General features: G+C 43.5%; 18 protein-coding genes. 16 read left to right on the plus strand and 2 right to left on the minus strand.

The genetic code is table 11. The features are described 5' to 3' along the window. The first annotated feature begins 1 nt into the window (after window position 1). The 14 genes from pstB (OKIT_RS04880) (at window position 2) to OKIT_RS04945 (ending at window position 12,123) form a co-directional block, all read left to right on the plus strand. Entirely contained in the window at window positions 2-856 is an 855-nt protein-coding gene (pstB, locus tag OKIT_RS04880) for a phosphate ABC transporter ATP-binding protein PstB (RefSeq protein ID WP_007745808.1), read from the plus strand. Then, window positions 856-1,620 (plus strand): phosphate ABC transporter ATP-binding protein PstB, encoded by a 765-nt coding sequence (gene pstB / locus OKIT_RS04885; protein ID WP_007745809.1) that lies wholly within the window; start codon window positions 856-858, stop codon window positions 1,618-1,620. Before pstB (OKIT_RS04880) ends, pstB (OKIT_RS04885) begins: the two co-directional genes overlap by 1 nt. Before the next feature lie 27 nt (window positions 1,621-1,647). Next, a complete protein-coding gene (gene phoU, locus OKIT_RS04890) occupies window positions 1,648-2,334 on the plus strand; it encodes a phosphate signaling complex protein PhoU (RefSeq protein WP_007745810.1) in 687 nt (228 codons plus the stop codon). Between the two features lie 14 nt (window positions 2,335-2,348). Continuing rightward, the gene (locus OKIT_RS04895) at window positions 2,349-2,693 is read left to right on the plus strand and encodes a phage holin family protein (RefSeq protein WP_007745811.1); all 345 of its coding nucleotides are present in this window, start codon (window positions 2,349-2,351) and stop codon (window positions 2,691-2,693) included. Window positions 2,694-2,696: 3 nt separating this feature from the next. Continuing rightward, window positions 2,697-3,656: an HPr(Ser) kinase/phosphatase gene (gene hprK, locus OKIT_RS04900; RefSeq protein ID WP_007745813.1), complete on the plus strand. Its 960-nt coding sequence runs from the start codon at window positions 2,697-2,699 to the stop codon at window positions 3,654-3,656. Next, complete coding sequence (locus OKIT_RS04905) at window positions 3,637-4,659, plus strand: NAD(P)H-dependent glycerol-3-phosphate dehydrogenase (protein WP_007745815.1); 1,023 nt, start codon at window positions 3,637-3,639, stop codon at window positions 4,657-4,659. The genes hprK and OKIT_RS04905 overlap by 20 nt, the downstream gene beginning before the upstream one ends. 5 nt (window positions 4,660-4,664) lie before the next feature. Next, a complete protein-coding gene (gene galU, locus OKIT_RS04910) occupies window positions 4,665-5,540 on the plus strand; it encodes a UTP--glucose-1-phosphate uridylyltransferase GalU (protein WP_007745816.1) in 876 nt (291 codons plus the stop codon). A 103-nt stretch (window positions 5,541-5,643) separates the two neighbouring features. Beyond that, window positions 5,644-6,585, plus strand: a complete 942-nt coding sequence (gene trxB / locus OKIT_RS04915) for a thioredoxin-disulfide reductase (protein WP_007745817.1) — start codon at window positions 5,644-5,646, stop codon at window positions 6,583-6,585. A gap of 25 nt (window positions 6,586-6,610) precedes the next feature. Then, on the plus strand, window positions 6,611-7,042 hold the full coding sequence (locus tag OKIT_RS04920) for a RapZ C-terminal domain-containing protein (RefSeq protein ID WP_007745818.1): 432 nt from the start codon (window positions 6,611-6,613) through the stop codon (window positions 7,040-7,042). Next, window positions 7,039-8,019, plus strand: a complete 981-nt coding sequence (locus tag OKIT_RS04925; protein ID WP_007745819.1) for a gluconeogenesis factor YvcK family protein — start codon at window positions 7,039-7,041, stop codon at window positions 8,017-8,019. Before OKIT_RS04920 ends, OKIT_RS04925 begins: the two co-directional genes overlap by 4 nt. Continuing rightward, complete coding sequence (gene whiA / locus OKIT_RS04930) at window positions 8,019-8,966, plus strand: DNA-binding protein WhiA (RefSeq protein ID WP_007745820.1); 948 nt, start codon at window positions 8,019-8,021, stop codon at window positions 8,964-8,966. The genes OKIT_RS04925 and whiA overlap by 1 nt, the downstream gene beginning before the upstream one ends. 53 nt (window positions 8,967-9,019) lie before the next feature. Beyond that, window positions 9,020-9,622, plus strand: coding sequence for an ATP-dependent Clp protease proteolytic subunit (locus tag OKIT_RS04935; RefSeq protein WP_007745822.1), 603 nt, complete (start codon window positions 9,020-9,022; stop codon window positions 9,620-9,622). A 125-nt stretch (window positions 9,623-9,747) separates the two neighbouring features. Continuing rightward, window positions 9,748-9,972 (plus strand): hypothetical protein, encoded by a 225-nt coding sequence (locus OKIT_RS04940; protein WP_028291664.1) that lies wholly within the window; start codon window positions 9,748-9,750, stop codon window positions 9,970-9,972. Between the two features lie 15 nt (window positions 9,973-9,987). Continuing rightward, on the plus strand, window positions 9,988-12,123 hold the full coding sequence (locus OKIT_RS04945) for an AAA family ATPase (protein WP_007745824.1): 2,136 nt from the start codon (window positions 9,988-9,990) through the stop codon (window positions 12,121-12,123). Window positions 12,124-12,175: 52 nt separating this feature from the next. On the opposite strand, the gene OKIT_RS04950 is transcribed toward OKIT_RS04945, so the two are convergent. Further along, entirely contained in the window at window positions 12,176-13,141 is a 966-nt protein-coding gene (locus OKIT_RS04950) for a LacI family DNA-binding transcriptional regulator (RefSeq protein ID WP_007745826.1), read from the minus strand. Window positions 13,142-13,249: 108 nt separating this feature from the next. After that, window positions 13,250-14,359 (minus strand): aminopeptidase P family protein, encoded by a 1,110-nt coding sequence (locus OKIT_RS04955; RefSeq protein WP_007745830.1) that lies wholly within the window; start codon window positions 14,357-14,359, stop codon window positions 13,250-13,252. Between the two features lie 40 nt (window positions 14,360-14,399). Between OKIT_RS04955 and OKIT_RS04960 the strand changes: the two genes are divergently transcribed. Beyond that, a complete protein-coding gene (locus tag OKIT_RS04960) occupies window positions 14,400-15,365 on the plus strand; it encodes a phosphoglycerate dehydrogenase (protein WP_007745831.1) in 966 nt (321 codons plus the stop codon). Beyond that, window positions 15,365-16,276, plus strand: coding sequence for a proline iminopeptidase-family hydrolase (locus OKIT_RS04965; RefSeq protein WP_007745832.1), 912 nt, complete (start codon window positions 15,365-15,367; stop codon window positions 16,274-16,276). The genes OKIT_RS04960 and OKIT_RS04965 overlap by 1 nt, the downstream gene beginning before the upstream one ends. The last annotated feature ends 13 nt before the right edge of the window (window positions 16,277-16,289 follow it).

Consider the following 16,289-nt stretch of genomic DNA (forward strand, 5'->3'; position numbering starts at 1 on the left):
CATGGCTAAATCAAAAACACCTGCAATTAATTATGTGAAAGATATAAAAAAACTGATTCGCTTGGATAATCCGGATAGTTACATTTCCGAACCTGATCCCGCGAGACATGAAGTAGCTTTGAAAACTGAAAATGTTTCAGTTTTCTATGGGGATAATCAGGCCTTAACAGATGCGAATCTCGCTTTTGAGCGTTTTAAAATTACGACTTTAATTGGGGCATCCGGCTCAGGGAAGTCTACTTTTCTGCGTTCTTTGAATCGTATGAACGATGGTGTTGCTCGTGTGACGGGTAAAATTATGTATCGCGGGTTAGACCTGAATTCTCCGGATGTTGATGTTTACGAAGTGCGTCGACATATTGGCATGGTTTTTCAGATGCCCAATCCCTTCGCAAAGTCTATTTATAATAACATTGCATTCGCTTTGACGCAGCGGAAAAAATATAGCAAAGAACAGTTAGACGAAATTGTCGAATCGGCCTTAAAGCAAGCTGCTTTGTGGGATCAAGTGAAAGATGACTTGCAGAAATCAGCGCTTGAATTGTCAGGCGGGCAGGCTCAAAGGCTGGTCATTGCGCGTGCGCTTGCATTGAAACCTGATATTTTATTGATGGATGAACCAACCAGCGCTTTGGATCCAAAATCGACGATGCAGATTGAAGAGACGATGATGGAATTAAAGAAAAAGTACACGATCATCGTTGTCACACACAATATGCAGCAGGCTGCCCGGATTGGTGATTACACGGCTTTCTTTCATTTGGGCAAAGTCATTGAATTCGATTTAACAAGAAAAATCTTTACGAGACCAAAAGTCAAATTGACGGATGATTATGTTTCGGGGAATTTTGGCTGATGGCAGACGAAAAATATCTATTAACAACTGAACATGTCAAGCTTTTCTACGGTGAAAAAGAAGCACTGCATGATATTAGTCTTCATTTTCCGAAAACAGGTATCACGGCTCTAATCGGACCATCCGGGTCCGGAAAATCAACATATCTTCGTGCAATAAATCGTATGCATGATTTGACGCCTGGTGTTCGTGTGGAAGGCAAGTTTTTATTTCACGGGCAGGATATTTACGCCGATAATGTCGATTTGGTTGATTTACGCAAGCGTATCGGGATGGTCTTTCAGCAACCGACGCCTTTTCCATTCAGTGTTTATGAGAACGTTGCTTTCGGACTTAAATTAGGAAAAAAAATGCCGAAACACGAATTGGATGAGGAAGTTGAAAAGGCGCTGACGCAGGCTGGCGTCTGGAATGAGGTCAAAGATCGTTTGGGTTCCAATGCACTTGGTTTATCTGGCGGTCAGCAGCAGCGTGTGAGTGTGGCACGTGTGTTGGCGACCAAACCGGATATCTTGTTGCTAGACGAGCCAACCAGCGCTTTGGATCCAATCTCCAGCCGTGTGGTTGAAGACTCGTTGCTGGATTTACGCGATCATTATTGTTTAATTATTGTGACGCATAACATGCAGCAGGCTGCTCGTATCAGCCAGACAACGGCCTTTTTAAATGAAGGGCGATTGGTCGAAGTAGGCAACACTCGTGATATTTTCCTGGATCCTAAAGAAAAGGAAACTCAGGATTATGTGAGCGGCCGTTTTGGATAAAATGAATAGAAAAGGAGATGATGGGGAATGAGCCGAATTTTTGACATCGAAATGGAAGATTTGGACGACCAGTTCCGCAGCATGGGGAAGATGGTTGCACGGACGATTGATAAATCAGTCGTGGCTTTTATGGCACATGATACCAAGGCCGCTGATGAAATTATTAATCGTGATCATGAGATTAACGAACGCGAGTCTGCCATTGAAAAAAAGACTTTTGAAATGATTGCGTTGTATCAGCCTGTGACAACCGATTTACGTGAAGTCGTGACTATCTTAAAAGCTGTTTCTGTTCTTGAAAGGATGGGCGATTATGCACGCGATATTGCACAATCGACCATTCGTATTCATCACCGGCAGAATGGCGATCGCAGAATGCCTGCGATTGAAAGAAAAATTTCTGAGATGGGCTTGATGGCAACAAGAACTGTCGATGAAATACTGGATGCCTATGTTTCTGATTCGATTGATGATGCTCAAAAGGTTGCCACGCACTCGCAGCATGTTGGCCAGCTATCATCAACGATTCGAAAAGATATTTTGGCTTCCATGAAGGATGATGCTGACACAGTTGATACTGGCGCTGATTACTTAGTGGTAGTTGGTTATCTTAAGCGGACCGCTGATCATGCGACTGATATTGCCGAGTGGCTGGTCTACAAGAGAAGCGGCAAAATTGTGGAATTAAATCCGGGATCTTCCAGTTTTATTTAAGGAGAAGTACCAATATGCATTTTGTTTATAGGCTGATTGTCAATACATTAATTTTTGTTGTGTTTCACTATTTGTTTCCTAATGCTCTGACAGTTAAAGATTGGACAGCTGCAATCGTAGCAGCGGTCGTCCTTGCTTTATTGAATACCTTTTTAAAACCTTTGCTGCATATTGTGTCCTTTCCGATCACAATTTTGACGCTTGGCCTTTTTAGTATTGTTATCAATATGGTTGTTTTAGCCGTTGACGATGCTTTAGTTTCTGGCGTGACGATTCATGGTTGGGGCTGGGTATTTGTACTGAGTTTGATTTTTAGTTTTGCACAAAGTTGGATCACAAGTACTGAGAAAGTGAGGTAAAAAATGGATGAACAAATAACAGTTACGGTTAAAGATTTGGTACAGAATACTGCGTTGCGCGTGGTTTGGGGAGAAGATGATTTGGACCGACCGATCACGGTTCCTGATATTGCGCGTCCCGGTTTGCAATTAACGGGATTTTTGGATTACTTTGAACCAAAACGCGTGCAGTTATATGGTGTTAATGAGACGGAATATGCTAAGACGATGTCGCATGAGCAGAAAATGTATGTTTTTAAAAAAATGTCAACGCCATTGACTCCGGCTTTTGTTGTCTCAACTGATCTGCAAGTCCCTGATGAATTGATTGATGCCGCTAAGGCCGCAAAAATTCCAGTTTTGACCAGCTCCTTAACTTCGTCTAGACTACTGTCGAATATGACTTATTATTTAGGTGCTCAGTTATCGGAAAGAAAAGCTGTCCATGGCGTGCTGATCGATATCAACGGCATAGGTGTGTTATTGACGGGTGACCCTGGAATTGGGAAAACTGAAGCTGCTTTGGAACTGATTCAACAAGGAAAAGCTCGTTTGATTGCTGATGACCGGGTTGATATATACGCCGAAGATGAACAGCGTCTAGTGGGGGCTCCTTCTGAAGTTCTCGCCAATTTGATGGAGGTACGCGGTATTGGTATTATCGATGTTCTTCAAACATATGGTGCTGCTGCAATTCGTGACCATACAACGATTGTGCTGAATATCGATTTAAAGCGTTCTAATGAGAAAGTGTCAAACTTTGATCGCTTGGGTGACGGCGGTGCTAGTTTTGAAATTCTTGGGATAAAAATTCCCAAAATGGAGCTGCCGGTTACTTCTGGGCGTAATACAGCCAGCGTGATTGATGCGGCGGCTTTAAAGTATCGTACCGAACGGATGGGTTTTGACGCATTATCCACATTAGAAGAACGCCAGCGCAAGCTGATTAAGGAAAATGAAGTCCATGACCAGCAAAACAACTAAAATAGCCGTCATTGGTGCTGGATCTTGGGGCACGGCTCTGGCTTCAACATTCTCTGGCAACGGCAATCAAGTGATGCTTTGGGGCCATAATGCTAATGATGTTGACGAAATCAATCGTTCTCATCACAATAGCCGTTATTTAAAAGATGCTCTTTTAGATGATAAGCTGCAGGCGAGCACTGATCTAGCAGCAGCGTTAAATGGCGCTGAAATTGTTTTATTTGTCGTACCAACGGTAGCAATTCGTGAGGTCGCACGTGAAGTTGGGAAATTGTTGTCTTTGACTGCCCCTGATGCATTTTTCGGCCATGCAATAAAAGGTATTGAGGTTGATTCTAATAAACGTATTAGTCAGATGATTTGCGAAGAAATGCCATTGTTAAATGAGAGCGATTTATTTTTTATTTCCGGTCCTTCACATGCTGAATCGGTGATTCGGCATGCGATCACTTTGGTAGCTGTTGCAAGTGCTAATAAAGGAAATGCACAAAAAGTTCAACAGGCATTATCCAATTCGTTTTTCCGTGTTTATACAAATTCTGACTTACCGGGTTCGGAGTATGCTGCGGCCCTGAAAAATGTGCTTGCGATTGCTGGGGGCATACTACAAGGCTTAGGAATGGCTGACAATACGCAAGCAGCCTTGATTACACGTGGATTAGCAGAAATGCGTCGTTTGGGTATCGCTTTAGGCGGCCAGCCAGCCACTTTTGATGGTCTAGCCGGCCTCGGTGATTTGATTGTGACTGCTACTTCAGCCAATTCTCGCAATTTTCGCGCAGGTGTCGCATTGGCCGGTAACAAAAACATAGAACAAGTTCAAAAAGAGATGGGTATGGTCATCGAAGGCGTTCGAACAGCTAAAGCGGTAGACCAATTGTCAAAAAATAACAAAATTAGTATGCCAATTAGCCAGTCTGTCTACAAAATTCTCTATGAAAATGCGAAAATAGAAGATGTTGTTGCCGATCTAATGAATCGACCACTGATTTCGGAGGAATAATCGAGATGCTTAAAAAAGTTAAAAAGGCCGTGATTCCAGCAGCTGGTTTGGGAACGCGTTTTTTGCCGGCTACAAAAGCCTTGGCCAAGGAGATGCTGCCAATTGTCGATACACCGACAATTCAGTTCATTGTTGAAGAAGCAATCAAATCTGGTATTGAAGATATTTTGATTGTCGATGGTAAATCAAAACGGTCTATCGAAGACCATTTTGATTCCAATGCTGAACTTGAAGATAATCTTTCTGCAAAAGGCAAGGATAAACTACTCAAACTGGTCCAGGACACAACTGATTTGAATATTTACTTTATTCGTCAATCGCATCCGCGTGGCCTTGGGGATGCTGTCTTAAAGGCCAAATCATTTATTGATGATGAACCATTTGTTGTGATGCTGGGTGATGATTTGATGACGGATGAAGTGCCTTTGACTCGTCAGCTGATCGACCGCTATAACGAAACTGAACAATCGACGCTAGCCGTGATGCAGGTACCTCACGAAGAGACTTCCAAGTACGGTGTGATTGATCCTGCTAAAGAAGTTAAACCGGGTTTGTTTGAGGTGAAAAACTTTGTTGAGAAACCGCGTCCGCAAGATGCACCTTCTGATTTGGCGATTATTGGACGTTACTTGTTTACGCCGACAATCTTTGAAGAACTGGAAAACACGATGCCAGGTAAAGGCAACGAAATTCAGTTAACCGATGCGATTGAGTCTTTGAATCACAAAGAGCATGTTTACGCTCATCAATTTACAGGTAAAAGGTATGATATCGGTTCTAAAATCGGTTTCTTGGAAACAAATATTGAGTTTGGATTAGTTCATCCGGATACTGGTGACGAGCTTCGCAAGTATATCAAAGAGCTTGCAAAGACTCTGTAAAGTTTGCCATATCTGTCATTGATCGTCCGTTAGGACGATTTTTTATATATTTGAGCAAATGACAGCTCTGTGATAAACTAACAAATAGTAAGCAGGAGATTTTATGGCACAGAAATATGATGTGATCATTATTGGTGCAGGCCCAGCAGGCATGGCAGCAGCTACATACGCCAGCCGAGCTAATTTATCGGTTCTCATGATCGATAAGGGCATCTACGGCGGACAAATGAATGATACGGCCGAAGTTGAAAATTACCCTGGTTTTGATTCTATTTTGGGTAATGAATTGGCGGAAAAAATGTATGCCAGTTCGACGCGTTTTGGTGCTGAATATGTTTTTGGCGAAGTCGAGAATGTGATTGACCATGGTGCCAGCAAATTGGTTGTGACTGACGACGAACAGTATGAAACCAAGGTTGTTGTCGTTGCCAGTGGCGCTACACATCGTCATTTATCAGTGCCCGGCGAAGAGGAGTATGCCGGCCGCGGGGTTTCCTACTGTGCTGTTTGTGATGGTGCCTTCTTTAAGGGTGAACAAGTAACGGTTATTGGCGGTGGTGATTCAGCGATTGAAGAAGCGACTTACTTAGCTAATTTGGCTAAACAGGTGACAATTGTTCATCGCCGTGATACGCTTCGTGCCTCTAAAATTGCTCAAAAACGGGCGTTTGATAAAGCAAATATCGATTTTTCTTGGAATAAGGAGACCAAAGAAATCCTGGGCGATGGGGAAAAAGTCACTGGTATTCGCGTGTTTGATAAGGACAAGCAGGAAGAATCGATTATTAAAAGCGATGGTGTCTTCATTTATGTCGGGATTACGCCTAATACGCAAGGCTTAGAGAAATTGGGTATTCTGGATGATAAGGGCTGGGTGCTGACTGACGAGAATATGCAGACGAAAGTGAACGGTGTTTTTGCTGTTGGCGATGTCCGCAAGCCTTCCATTCGTCAAATTGCTTCGGCAGTTGGTGATGGCGCGGTTGCTGGCAAACTGCTGTTTGATTACATTCAAACTTTGACCGATTCGCAGGTTAAGGCTTGAAGCTGATGATATAATTTGACTTAGCATGAAAATTAAGGTTATTTCGTTTGGCTATAAATACGAAAATATGCCAAAAGCGTCTTTTGTTTTTGACTTGCGTTTCCTAAAAAACCCATATTGGCAGCCTGGCATGCGTACTTTGAGCGGTTTGGATCAGGCTGTTTTTGATTTTGTCATGTCAGCTGCCGGCTCTGAGGATTTTTATCAGCAGCTCAAGCAGATGGTCGGCCTGGCTTTAAAATTAGCTCAGGCCAAAGAGACAGCTGGTGGCCATGTCGCTGATGAAGTAACGATTGCCTTTGGCTGTACCGGTGGCCAACATCGTTCAGTTGCTTTTGCCCAAAGATTAGGTCAAGATTTAGCTGCTGAAGGATATGACGCAGCCATTTGTCATCGGGATTTAGCAAAATCTCAAAAACGCGAGATCGCGCGGCTAAAAGAGGAGACCAAAGCATGAGTGCTGGCAAAAAAAGAAATGTCGTCGTGATTGGCGGAGGCTCCGGATTACCGGTTATTTTACGTCCTCTGCGCGATTGCAATGTCGAAGTGACTGCCGTTGTGACCGTGGCTGACGATGGCGGTTCGTCAGGTGTGATACGAAACTTTATGAATATTGTACCGCCTGGAGATATTCGCAATGCGCTGGTTTCTTTGTCATTATTGCCGGATGATTTTTTGAAGATTTTCCAATATCGTTTTGAATCTTCTGATGAGTTTTTTAAAAATCATGCTCTAGGAAATTTAATTATTGCGGCCATGACCGAAATGTCTGGTGATATTTTCGGTGCCGTGCAGAAATTAGGGCGTTTCATGATGATTTCCGGTAAGGTCTATCCTGTGGCCACAGATCCCTTAGTGCTGCACGCTGCGTTTACAGACGGTACACAGGGCAGCGGCGAACATGAGATTACAGTTGCTCACAAAGTGATTGAGCGTCTATCAATCACGACGGAAAAAGGCGAGCAGCCGACACCGACTTCTGAAGTACTTTTGGCAATTGACCATGCGGATATAATTGTGTTCGGTCCAGGCTCTCTATATACATCGATTCTGCCCAACCTTGTGATTCCATCTGTCGGCAAAGCAGTTAAGGCTAGTCCGGCCAAAAAGGTCTATATTGCCAATATTATGACGCAAAAAGGCGAGACAGACCATTATACGGATGCCAGCCATATCAAAGCTATCTATCACAATGTGACGGATGGGATTATTGATTATGTTTTGACAAATACAGCAATTGTGCCGGAAGATTATATCGACTTTCAAAAGTGGGATGAGATTTCGACACAAGTCAAAGTGGATCTGGCCGAGGATAAAAAGCTTGGCGTCACGCCGATTACCGGAGATTTTTTGGAGTTACGCGATCAGGGTGCCTTTCATGATGGTCAGAAAATTGCTGAGAAACTGCTGCAAATCCTTGATGGCAAAGTCTGATGACCTTTACGCAAGCTGTAAAAAAAGAACTTTCAATTCTGCCGATTAGTTTGGATACCGCCAAATCCGAACTATCGGCGGTTTTGCGCTTAAACGGGATTTATCATCTTGGCGGCAGCCGGCACAATACGCTGGAAATTCAGACACAGAATCCGGCGAGTGCCAGACGAACCTACCAATTGCTCGCACAATGCTATCAGGCCGATATCCAGACCAATATTGAGCAGGGACGGTCTTTCAAACAGGCTGGCCGCCATAGTTATGGTGTGATCATTATGACGGATGCTGATACAATTTTGGCCGATTTAAAGCTAGATCCCTTTTCTGTTTCGCGTCTTGTGCCGCGGACTTTTCTGGATACACAGGCAAAAAAACAAGCTTTTTTACGAGCGGCTTTTTTATCTACTGGATCAGTTAATGCGCCGCATTCCAAAAATTATCACTTGGAAATTGCTTCAGCCGATGAGGATTTAATCGAGCAGATTTTGTCAATTATGAATGACCCTCTTTTCAACTTAGGTGCCAAGATTGCTCAGCGTCGCGATAGGCTGATTGTTTATCTGAAAACCGGTGAACGTATCTCTGATTTTTTGTCGATTATTCAAGCAACTGCCTCGATGCTGCAGTTCGAGGATGCCCGAATTATGTCAGACATGCGCAATTCGGCCAACCGTTTGGCTAATGCTGATAATGCCAACGTCAGCCGCATGGCCGAGGCCGCTCAAAAGCAATATGACGCGCTGCTGCTTTTACGCGAAAAAAATTATTTTGATTCGCTGCCGGACAAATTAAAAGAGGTTGCTTTATTACGGCTGAATAACCCGGAGGCCAGTCTCAGTGATATGGCTGACATGGTAGCAGGCCAAGAATTAACTAAATCAGGTATCAATCATCGTATGCGTAAATTGATGCAATTAGCATCGGAAATTGAGCAGGAAAAAGTTTGACCTTTCTTGACCAATGAACTATACTTACTTTATTAAATTTAAGGAGGCATGATATGTGGCCTGGAGTTATTGAACAAACTGCTAACGGACGCGAAAGTTACGATTTGCCGAGCCGGCTTCTCAAGGACCGAATTATTTTGGTTCAGGGCGAAGTCGAAGACCAAATGGCAACTAGTATCGTTGCGCAGCTGCTTTTTTTGGATGCACAAGATCCAAATAAAGATATATATATGTATATTAATTCACCTGGTGGATCTGTGACAGCCGGTATGGCGATTGTCGATACGATGAACTTTATTCGTTCTGATGTCCAGACAATCGTGATGGGGATGGCTGCTTCTATGGCAACAATTATTGCGTCGTCTGGTACGAAGACAAAGCGCTTTATGCTGCCAAATGCCGAATACTTGATTCATCAGCCGATGGGTGGTGCCGGTGCTGGAACGCAACAGACAGATATGTCGATTATTGCTGACCAACTGTTAAAGACCCGTAAGCGTTTGAACCAAATCTTAGCTGACAATTCTGGTCAAAAATTGGCCAAGATCGAGCAGGATACGGAACGTGACCATTGGATGGACTCTGATGAGACACTGAAGTATGGCCTGATTGATAAGATTTTGATCAACAAAGAAAAAGCTGATAAGAAAAAGTAAGAGTGAAGAGAGCTGGAAAAGCTCTTTTTTTGTGGTCTATTTAGCAGATTGGTTCACATTTGTGGTATCTCACACTTGTCATTGTTTCACATATGTGATATATTAGATAACGAAAGGAGGTTCTTATGGAGATCGATATCAAGGCCTACCTCGTTGACCACGACTTAACAATTTATCAGGTCGCTAAGGCGGGCGGATATGGTTATACCACAATTCACAAGTCTTTTAATAAACCGCAAACAGAGGCTACCAGTCTTAACCTGAGGGACCTCGATGCATTAGCACAGGCAACTCAGTCCAGTATGTGGGAAGTATTAAGAGAGTTGGAAACACACTATTTACAAGATTAATTGGAGGAAAAAATAATGGCAGATCGTAATTATTTTGATAATGACCCCTTTAATTCGATGGATGATATATTCAATAATTTAATGGGGCGGATGAACGGTTTAAATTCTGAATCACACTATCTGATCAATGGTCAGCAAGTGAGTCCGGAAGAGTTTGCCGCTTATCGTCAAAAAGGCGGCCAGCCTCTGGAAGGACAATTCCAGGAAATGGCAGATGGCCAGACAGCTGTTGCACAGCGGCCTGAACAGATTAAGAAAACAGGAATTTTGGCCAAGTTAGGCCGGAACCTGACTGAAGAAGCACGTCAAGGAAAATTGGATCCCGTCATCGGGAGAAATAAAGAAATTCAGGAAACGGCTGAAATATTAAGCCGGCGGACGAAAAATAATCCCATTCTTGTGGGAGATGCCGGTGTTGGTAAGACGGCTGTTGTCGAAGGATTGGCACAAGCGATTGTGGCTGGTCACGTGCCCGCTGCAATCAAGGGCAAGCAGATTTACTCGATTGATATTTCATCTTTAGAGGCCGGCACGCAGTATCGCGGCAGTTTTGAAGAAAATATTCAAAAAATGATTCAAGAAGTCAAACAAGCCGGAAATGTGATCTTGTTCTTTGATGAGATTCATCAAATTCTCGGTGCCGGCAATACGGGTGACGAATCCGGATCCAAGGGCATGGCCGATATGCTCAAACCGGCTTTAAGCCGAGGTGAAATTTCTGTGATCGGTGCAACGACACAAGACGAGTATCGCAATACGATTATGAAAAATGCGGCTTTAGCACGTCGTTTTAATGAAGTCACCGTTAATGCACCAAGTCCGGAAGATACGCTGGCAATTTTGAAAGGTGTCCGTTCCCTTTACGAGCAGCATCATCACGTTAAGTTTCCTGATGCAGCCTTAAAGGCAGCTGTGGATTATTCAATTCAGTATATCCCACAGCGTTCGCTGCCGGACAAAGCCATTGATTTGGTTGACATGACAGCTGCACACTTATCGGCACAGCACCCGGTCAGTGATAAAGTCAGCCTGGAAAATGATTTGAAACGGGCTCAAAGTGATCAACAACAGGCTGTTGCTAAAGAGGATTATCAGCAGGCTGCCAAGGCTAAGAAACAGGTCGAAAAAATAGAAGAACAATTAAAAACGGCCAGCGAACAGAGCAAACAGACTGAAGTTGTTGTGACGGCAAACGATATTGCCCAGTCCGTTGAACGTTTGACTGGTATTCCTGTTGCCAAAATGGGTGCCAGTGATATCGAACGTTTAAAAGGCATTGCTGGGCGCTTGAAAGGCAAAGTTATCGGTCAGGACGAAGCTGTCGAAGCTGTGGCACGCGCTGTTCGGCGGAATCGGGCTGGATTTGATGAAGGCAATCGGCCGATCGGCAGTTTCCTATTCGTCGGCCCGACTGGCGTTGGCAAAACGGAACTGGCAAAGCAGCTGGCTTTGGACATGTTTGGTTCTAAAGAGGCGATTATTCGTTTGGACATGTCTGAATACTCTGATCCGACAGCTGTTTCTAAATTGGTTGGTACAACGGCTGGTTATATTGGTTATGATGACAACCAGAATACCTTAACGGAAAAGGTGCGCCGTAATCCTTATTCGATTGTGCTGCTTGATGAGATTGAGAAAGCCAATCCGCAAGTGCTGACGTTATTATTGCAGGTATTGGATGATGGTCGTTTGACAGACGGACAGGGGAATGTTGTCAACTTTAAGAATACGGTCGTGATCGCAACTTCTAATGCCGGATTTGGCAATGAGAAGCTGATTGAAGCAACCAAAAAAGAAGCGATTATGGATCGTTTGGCACCATATTTCCGCCCGGAATTCCTGAATCGTTTTAACGCGATTGTCGAATTTAGTCATTTGAGCAAGACGGATTTGAAACAGATTGTTAATTTGATGTTAACAGAAGTTGATCAGACGCTTGCTAAAAAAGATTTGACGCTCGAAGTGACATCTGCAGCTAAGAATTATCTGATGGAACAAGGCTATGATGAAGCGATGGGTGCGCGTCCGCTGCGCCGTGTGATTGAGCAGCAGATTCGCGATAAGGTCACTGATTTTTATCTGGATCACCTGGATGTGAAACATTTGAAAGCTGATCTGGTAGATGGCAGCATCAAAATTACAGCTAAGTAATCATCTGGATATAAAAATACGTTGTTTGTTGAAAAAACAAGCAGCGTATTTTTTAATTTGCAAATAAAGTCACAGGCAAAACTTCTGGATTATCGAAATGCTCAGCTGGTTTTGCGATTCTTTTAAACAGCAGCTCAATCAAATTATCAGCGATTTGCGGAATTGGCTGCACGATTGTGGCAATCCCGGTGATATAACGGCGAATGAAAGTTGTACCGTCATATCCCACCACAGGCAGGTCTGGCAAATGGTTCTCTTTAAGTATTTTTTTGATCAGGAGGGCAGTTGTGTCGTTATTTGCAAAAAAGCCGTCAAATTTTTGCTCAGCTAATATTTTTGTTAAAGTTTCGACTTTTTCATCTTCACTGTAAAGTTTATCTGACATCGGGATAGTCTCGCTTTGAACATCATGATCCTGCAGGACTTTTAAGGCACCAGCAGCGCGTAGAGAGGTTGGCGACTGCGAATTATCATTATCGGCAATAATGGCAATATGCTTGGCACCTTGCTTAATGAGATAGCCTGCTGCCAGTCTGCCGCCTTGTAAATTATCTGAAGAGACAATCGGAATTTTGTTAGAGAGAAAGCGGTCAAAGGAAACAATCGGCATATTAACTTCATCATATTCCTCAATGCCCAAATTGTGCGAACTGGTGATAATACCTTCGACCATATTAGCAGCCAGCATTCCCAAATAACGGCGTTCAGCTTCGATATTATTGGCCGAACTGGCGATGATAATCTTATAGCCCTTGGACGAAAGCTTGGTCTCTAGTTCATTTAATAGCTCAGAGAAAAAGGGATTGGCAATTTTCGGAAAAATCAAACCGATAAATTTGGAAGACTTCCCCTGCAGTGAACGAGCCAAAGCGTTAGGATGATAATTTAATTCACGAATAGCTGCATAGACTTTATCGTGGGTCTTTTTGGAAACATGCGGAAAATCATTTAACACACGAGATACTGTCGTGATCGTCACGCCAGCCTTCTTAGCAACATCCTGCAACTTGGCAACCATAAAATCTCCTCTTGTTATATTTTAACAATTTTTGCAATCCTTGTTAACGTTTGACAGCGTTTACCTTTTTTGGGTTAAAAAAACAGGCTGTGAAGCCTGTGTGCCGGATTAGAACAGCTGCAGTTTTTTATCCATGTGGGTAAAGGGCAGGCATCCGTCGGCTGTCACGTGAATACAATCTTCAATGCGGACACCCAAATCTCCTGGAATGTAGACACCTGGTTCAATGCTAAAGCACATACCTGGTTCCAAGATCAAATCATTTCCGGCCATGATTGATGGATATTCATGTTCGGACATGCCCATGCCATGACCGAGGCGATGGATAAAGTATTGGCCGAAACCAGCTTTAGTGATGATGTCGCGCGCGATTTTATCAATTGAAACAGCGGTCACGCCAGGTTTAACGGCTGCCTGTGCGGCTAGTTGAGCTTGCAAGACAACTTCATGAACTTCGCGCATGTGGTCAGTTGGCTGGCCTAAAGCGACAGTCCGGCTGGCATCAGAAATATACCCTTTATAGACTGTTCCTAGATCAAACAGAACTAACGCATTGTCCTTTAATGGCAGGTCGGAAGTCTCGCCATGCGGATCGGCGGCGTGTTCAGCTGTTTGAACCAAGGTGCCAAAGGACATTTCTGTCACGTTGCGGTTCTTTGTTGCAAATTCCAGTTCGGCAGCAATCTGCAGTTCCGTCTTGCCGGCTTTTAAGGCTTTAAAACCAGCTGCAAACGCTAGATCAGCGTCTTTCCCAGCTTGATCCAGTTTGGCAATCTCGTCAGCATCCTTGATCAGGCGCTGATGTTCGACGATAGGTGTCAGGTCAAAACTGTAATCAGCCTCTGGGAAATTGTCATGCAGGCGGCTGAAGCGTGCTAAGGTAAGATTCCCTTGCTCTGTGGCAATTCTTTTGGGATTAGCAACACGTTCTTTGATATGGTCGTAAATCATCTGCAGGCCATCTTCGTTATCCTGATAACCATATAAATCATATGGCCAGCCGCTGGATTTAACGACCTCGATTTCCAAAGCCGGTGCAAAAATGAAGGGGTCATGGTCGGCAAACACAATCATGGCCAAAATTCTTTCATAGGGATTGGAGCCGAAAGTCGTCAGATATTGAATTGTTTTAAAGTCGGAAATATAGGCGAAATCAAGCTTGTTGTCAACGATGGATTGGCGCAATTTGTTCAGCCGTGTTTCATTGAATTTTGTCATAATTCGAGTATAGTGCAAACAACTTTTGTAGAATGTAGGTATGACAAAATTATTGCTATTGGAAAAAATCAAGGAAGAGAATGCGGCTCAAATTCGTCGGGATTTTCCTGATTTGGAACTTATTAATGTTGATGAGATGCGCGATGACCTGATTGACCAGATCGATATTGTTTATGGACAGTTTGCTAAGGGCCAGGGATTCAGCCCTTGGTTTAAAAAAGTGGTGCCGAACGGCAAATCACTGAAATGGCTGCAGACAATTTCTGCAGGTATTGATTTTCTGCCTTTAACTGAGTTGGCAAAACGCGGTGTGATTGTCTCTAATATGAGCGGCCTGCATTCTGAGGCAATTTCTGAAAATGTCTTGGCTTATATCTTGATACTGAATCGCGGCATCAAGCAGGCCCTTTCTAATCAGGCCAAACATGTTTGGGATTTGAATCTATCGGGAATTAGACAATTGCAGCAGAAAAAAATAGCTATTTTTGGAACTGGTGCAATTGGTTCGGCTGTGGCCAAACTGTTGAAGCCTTTTGATGTGAGGGTTATCGGTGTTAATCGTCACGGCCAGCCTTTGGCGAATTTTGATCAGGTTATTACGCATGATCAGCTAGATGCGGTTAGAGATGCAGATTATGTCATCAACGACATGCCCTTGACCGATCAGACGCGGGGATATTTTAACGCGGACTTCTTTAAAACGTTAACGGCGGCACCGGTGTTCATTAATGTTGGCCGCGGCCCCAGTGTCGTACAAGCTGATTTGGTCAAAGCTTTAGATGCTGGCTTAATTTCCGGAGCAGCTTTGGATGTGTTTGAAAAGGAACCGCTTGAATTGGATTCGCCTCTTTGGGATCGCGAAAATGTGATTGTGACGCCGCATTCATCGGCTTTGTTGGAACACTATCGCCGGGATGCTTACAAAATTTTTGGTAAAAATTTGACAAGTTATTTGAAGACTGGAAAACTAGCCATTAATCAAGTTAATTTGAAAGAGGGCTATTAATGAAACACGAAACAAAAATTCTCCATTTAAAAAACGGTTATGATATCTGGTCAGCATCTTTTGGCAATCCCGATGCGCCGATCAAACTCTTAGCTTTACATGGCGGCCCCGGCGGCACTTCAAAAGAATTTTGGCCATGGGCCGAAAATTTCCAAAAATACGTTGGTATGGATGTTCAAGTCTTCACTTATGATCAGCTGGGTTCTTTTTGGTCTGAATCGCCTGATTGGAGCAAGCAGGAAAACGTTGATAAATATTTGAATTACGAGTATTATTTGGACGAATTAGAAGAAGTGCGCTCTTTGATGGGCCTGGATCACTTTTATCTGCTGGGCCATTCCTGGGGTGGCGTGCTCACCTATGAATATACGTTGGCCCATCCGGAGCATTTAAAAGGATCGATCGTCTATTCAATGACCGATAATATTAAAGATTATGTGACTTCGATTAATCAGGAACGTTTGGATTTATTGGGCCAAGATGAAGTTGATTATATGAAATCGATTGAAGCGAAAAACGATTTCACGGATCCACGCTATCACAAAGATGTCAATAAACTCTACCATGAGAATATTGAGAGAACCGATAGTTACGATCCTGATGCTGGGCCGGATTTGCTGGCGACAGACGTTTACAATCATTTCCAAGGAAACAATGAATTTGTCGTCACTGGTATTTTAAAAGATTGGAATATTCGTCCACGTCTGCATGAAATCACACGCCCAATGCTGCTGACCACGGGCGAAAAAGATACGATGCCGGTCTGGTCCATGGAAGCCACGGCTAAAGAGATTCCTGGCGCCGAATTGTTTGTCAATAAAGATGGCGGCCATCATCACGCGGTCGATCACCCTGTTGCTTTTTATAATAATTTAGCAGCTTTTCTCAAACGTGTTGAAGCTGCACAATAATTTTTTTAGATCC

It is taken from the genome of Oenococcus kitaharae DSM 17330, assembly GCF_000241055.1.
GTDB lineage: Bacteria > Bacillota > Bacilli > Lactobacillales > Lactobacillaceae > Oenococcus > Oenococcus kitaharae.

Bases quoted from the DNA above. Each gene is read 5' to 3' on its own strand.
- pstB (WP_007745808.1), top strand. From the start codon at position 2: ATGGCTAAATCAAAAACACCTGCAATTAATTATGTGAAAGATATAAAA.
- pstB (WP_007745809.1), top strand. From the start codon at position 856: ATGGCAGACGAAAAATATCTATTAACAACTGAACATGTCAAGCTTTTC.
- phoU (WP_007745810.1), top strand. From the start codon at position 1,648: ATGAGCCGAATTTTTGACATCGAAATGGAAGATTTGGACGACCAGTTC.
- OKIT_RS04895 (WP_007745811.1), top strand. From the start codon at position 2,349: ATGCATTTTGTTTATAGGCTGATTGTCAATACATTAATTTTTGTTGTG.
- hprK (WP_007745813.1), top strand. From the start codon at position 2,697: ATGGATGAACAAATAACAGTTACGGTTAAAGATTTGGTACAGAATACT.
- OKIT_RS04905 (WP_007745815.1), top strand. From the start codon at position 3,637: ATGACCAGCAAAACAACTAAAATAGCCGTCATTGGTGCTGGATCTTGG.
- galU (WP_007745816.1), top strand. From the start codon at position 4,665: ATGCTTAAAAAAGTTAAAAAGGCCGTGATTCCAGCAGCTGGTTTGGGA.
- trxB (WP_007745817.1), top strand. From the start codon at position 5,644: ATGGCACAGAAATATGATGTGATCATTATTGGTGCAGGCCCAGCAGGC.
- OKIT_RS04920 (WP_007745818.1), top strand. From the start codon at position 6,611: ATGAAAATTAAGGTTATTTCGTTTGGCTATAAATACGAAAATATGCCA.
- OKIT_RS04925 (WP_007745819.1), top strand. From the start codon at position 7,039: ATGAGTGCTGGCAAAAAAAGAAATGTCGTCGTGATTGGCGGAGGCTCC.
- whiA (WP_007745820.1), top strand. From the start codon at position 8,019: ATGACCTTTACGCAAGCTGTAAAAAAAGAACTTTCAATTCTGCCGATT.
- OKIT_RS04935 (WP_007745822.1), top strand. From the start codon at position 9,020: ATGTGGCCTGGAGTTATTGAACAAACTGCTAACGGACGCGAAAGTTAC.
- OKIT_RS04940 (WP_028291664.1), top strand. From the start codon at position 9,748: ATGGAGATCGATATCAAGGCCTACCTCGTTGACCACGACTTAACAATT.
- OKIT_RS04945 (WP_007745824.1), top strand. From the start codon at position 9,988: ATGGCAGATCGTAATTATTTTGATAATGACCCCTTTAATTCGATGGAT.
- OKIT_RS04950 (WP_007745826.1), bottom strand. From the start codon at position 13,141: ATGGTTGCCAAGTTGCAGGATGTTGCTAAGAAGGCTGGCGTGACGATC.
- OKIT_RS04955 (WP_007745830.1), bottom strand. From the start codon at position 14,359: ATGACAAAATTCAATGAAACACGGCTGAACAAATTGCGCCAATCCATC.
- OKIT_RS04960 (WP_007745831.1), top strand. From the start codon at position 14,400: ATGACAAAATTATTGCTATTGGAAAAAATCAAGGAAGAGAATGCGGCT.
- OKIT_RS04965 (WP_007745832.1), top strand. From the start codon at position 15,365: ATGAAACACGAAACAAAAATTCTCCATTTAAAAAACGGTTATGATATC.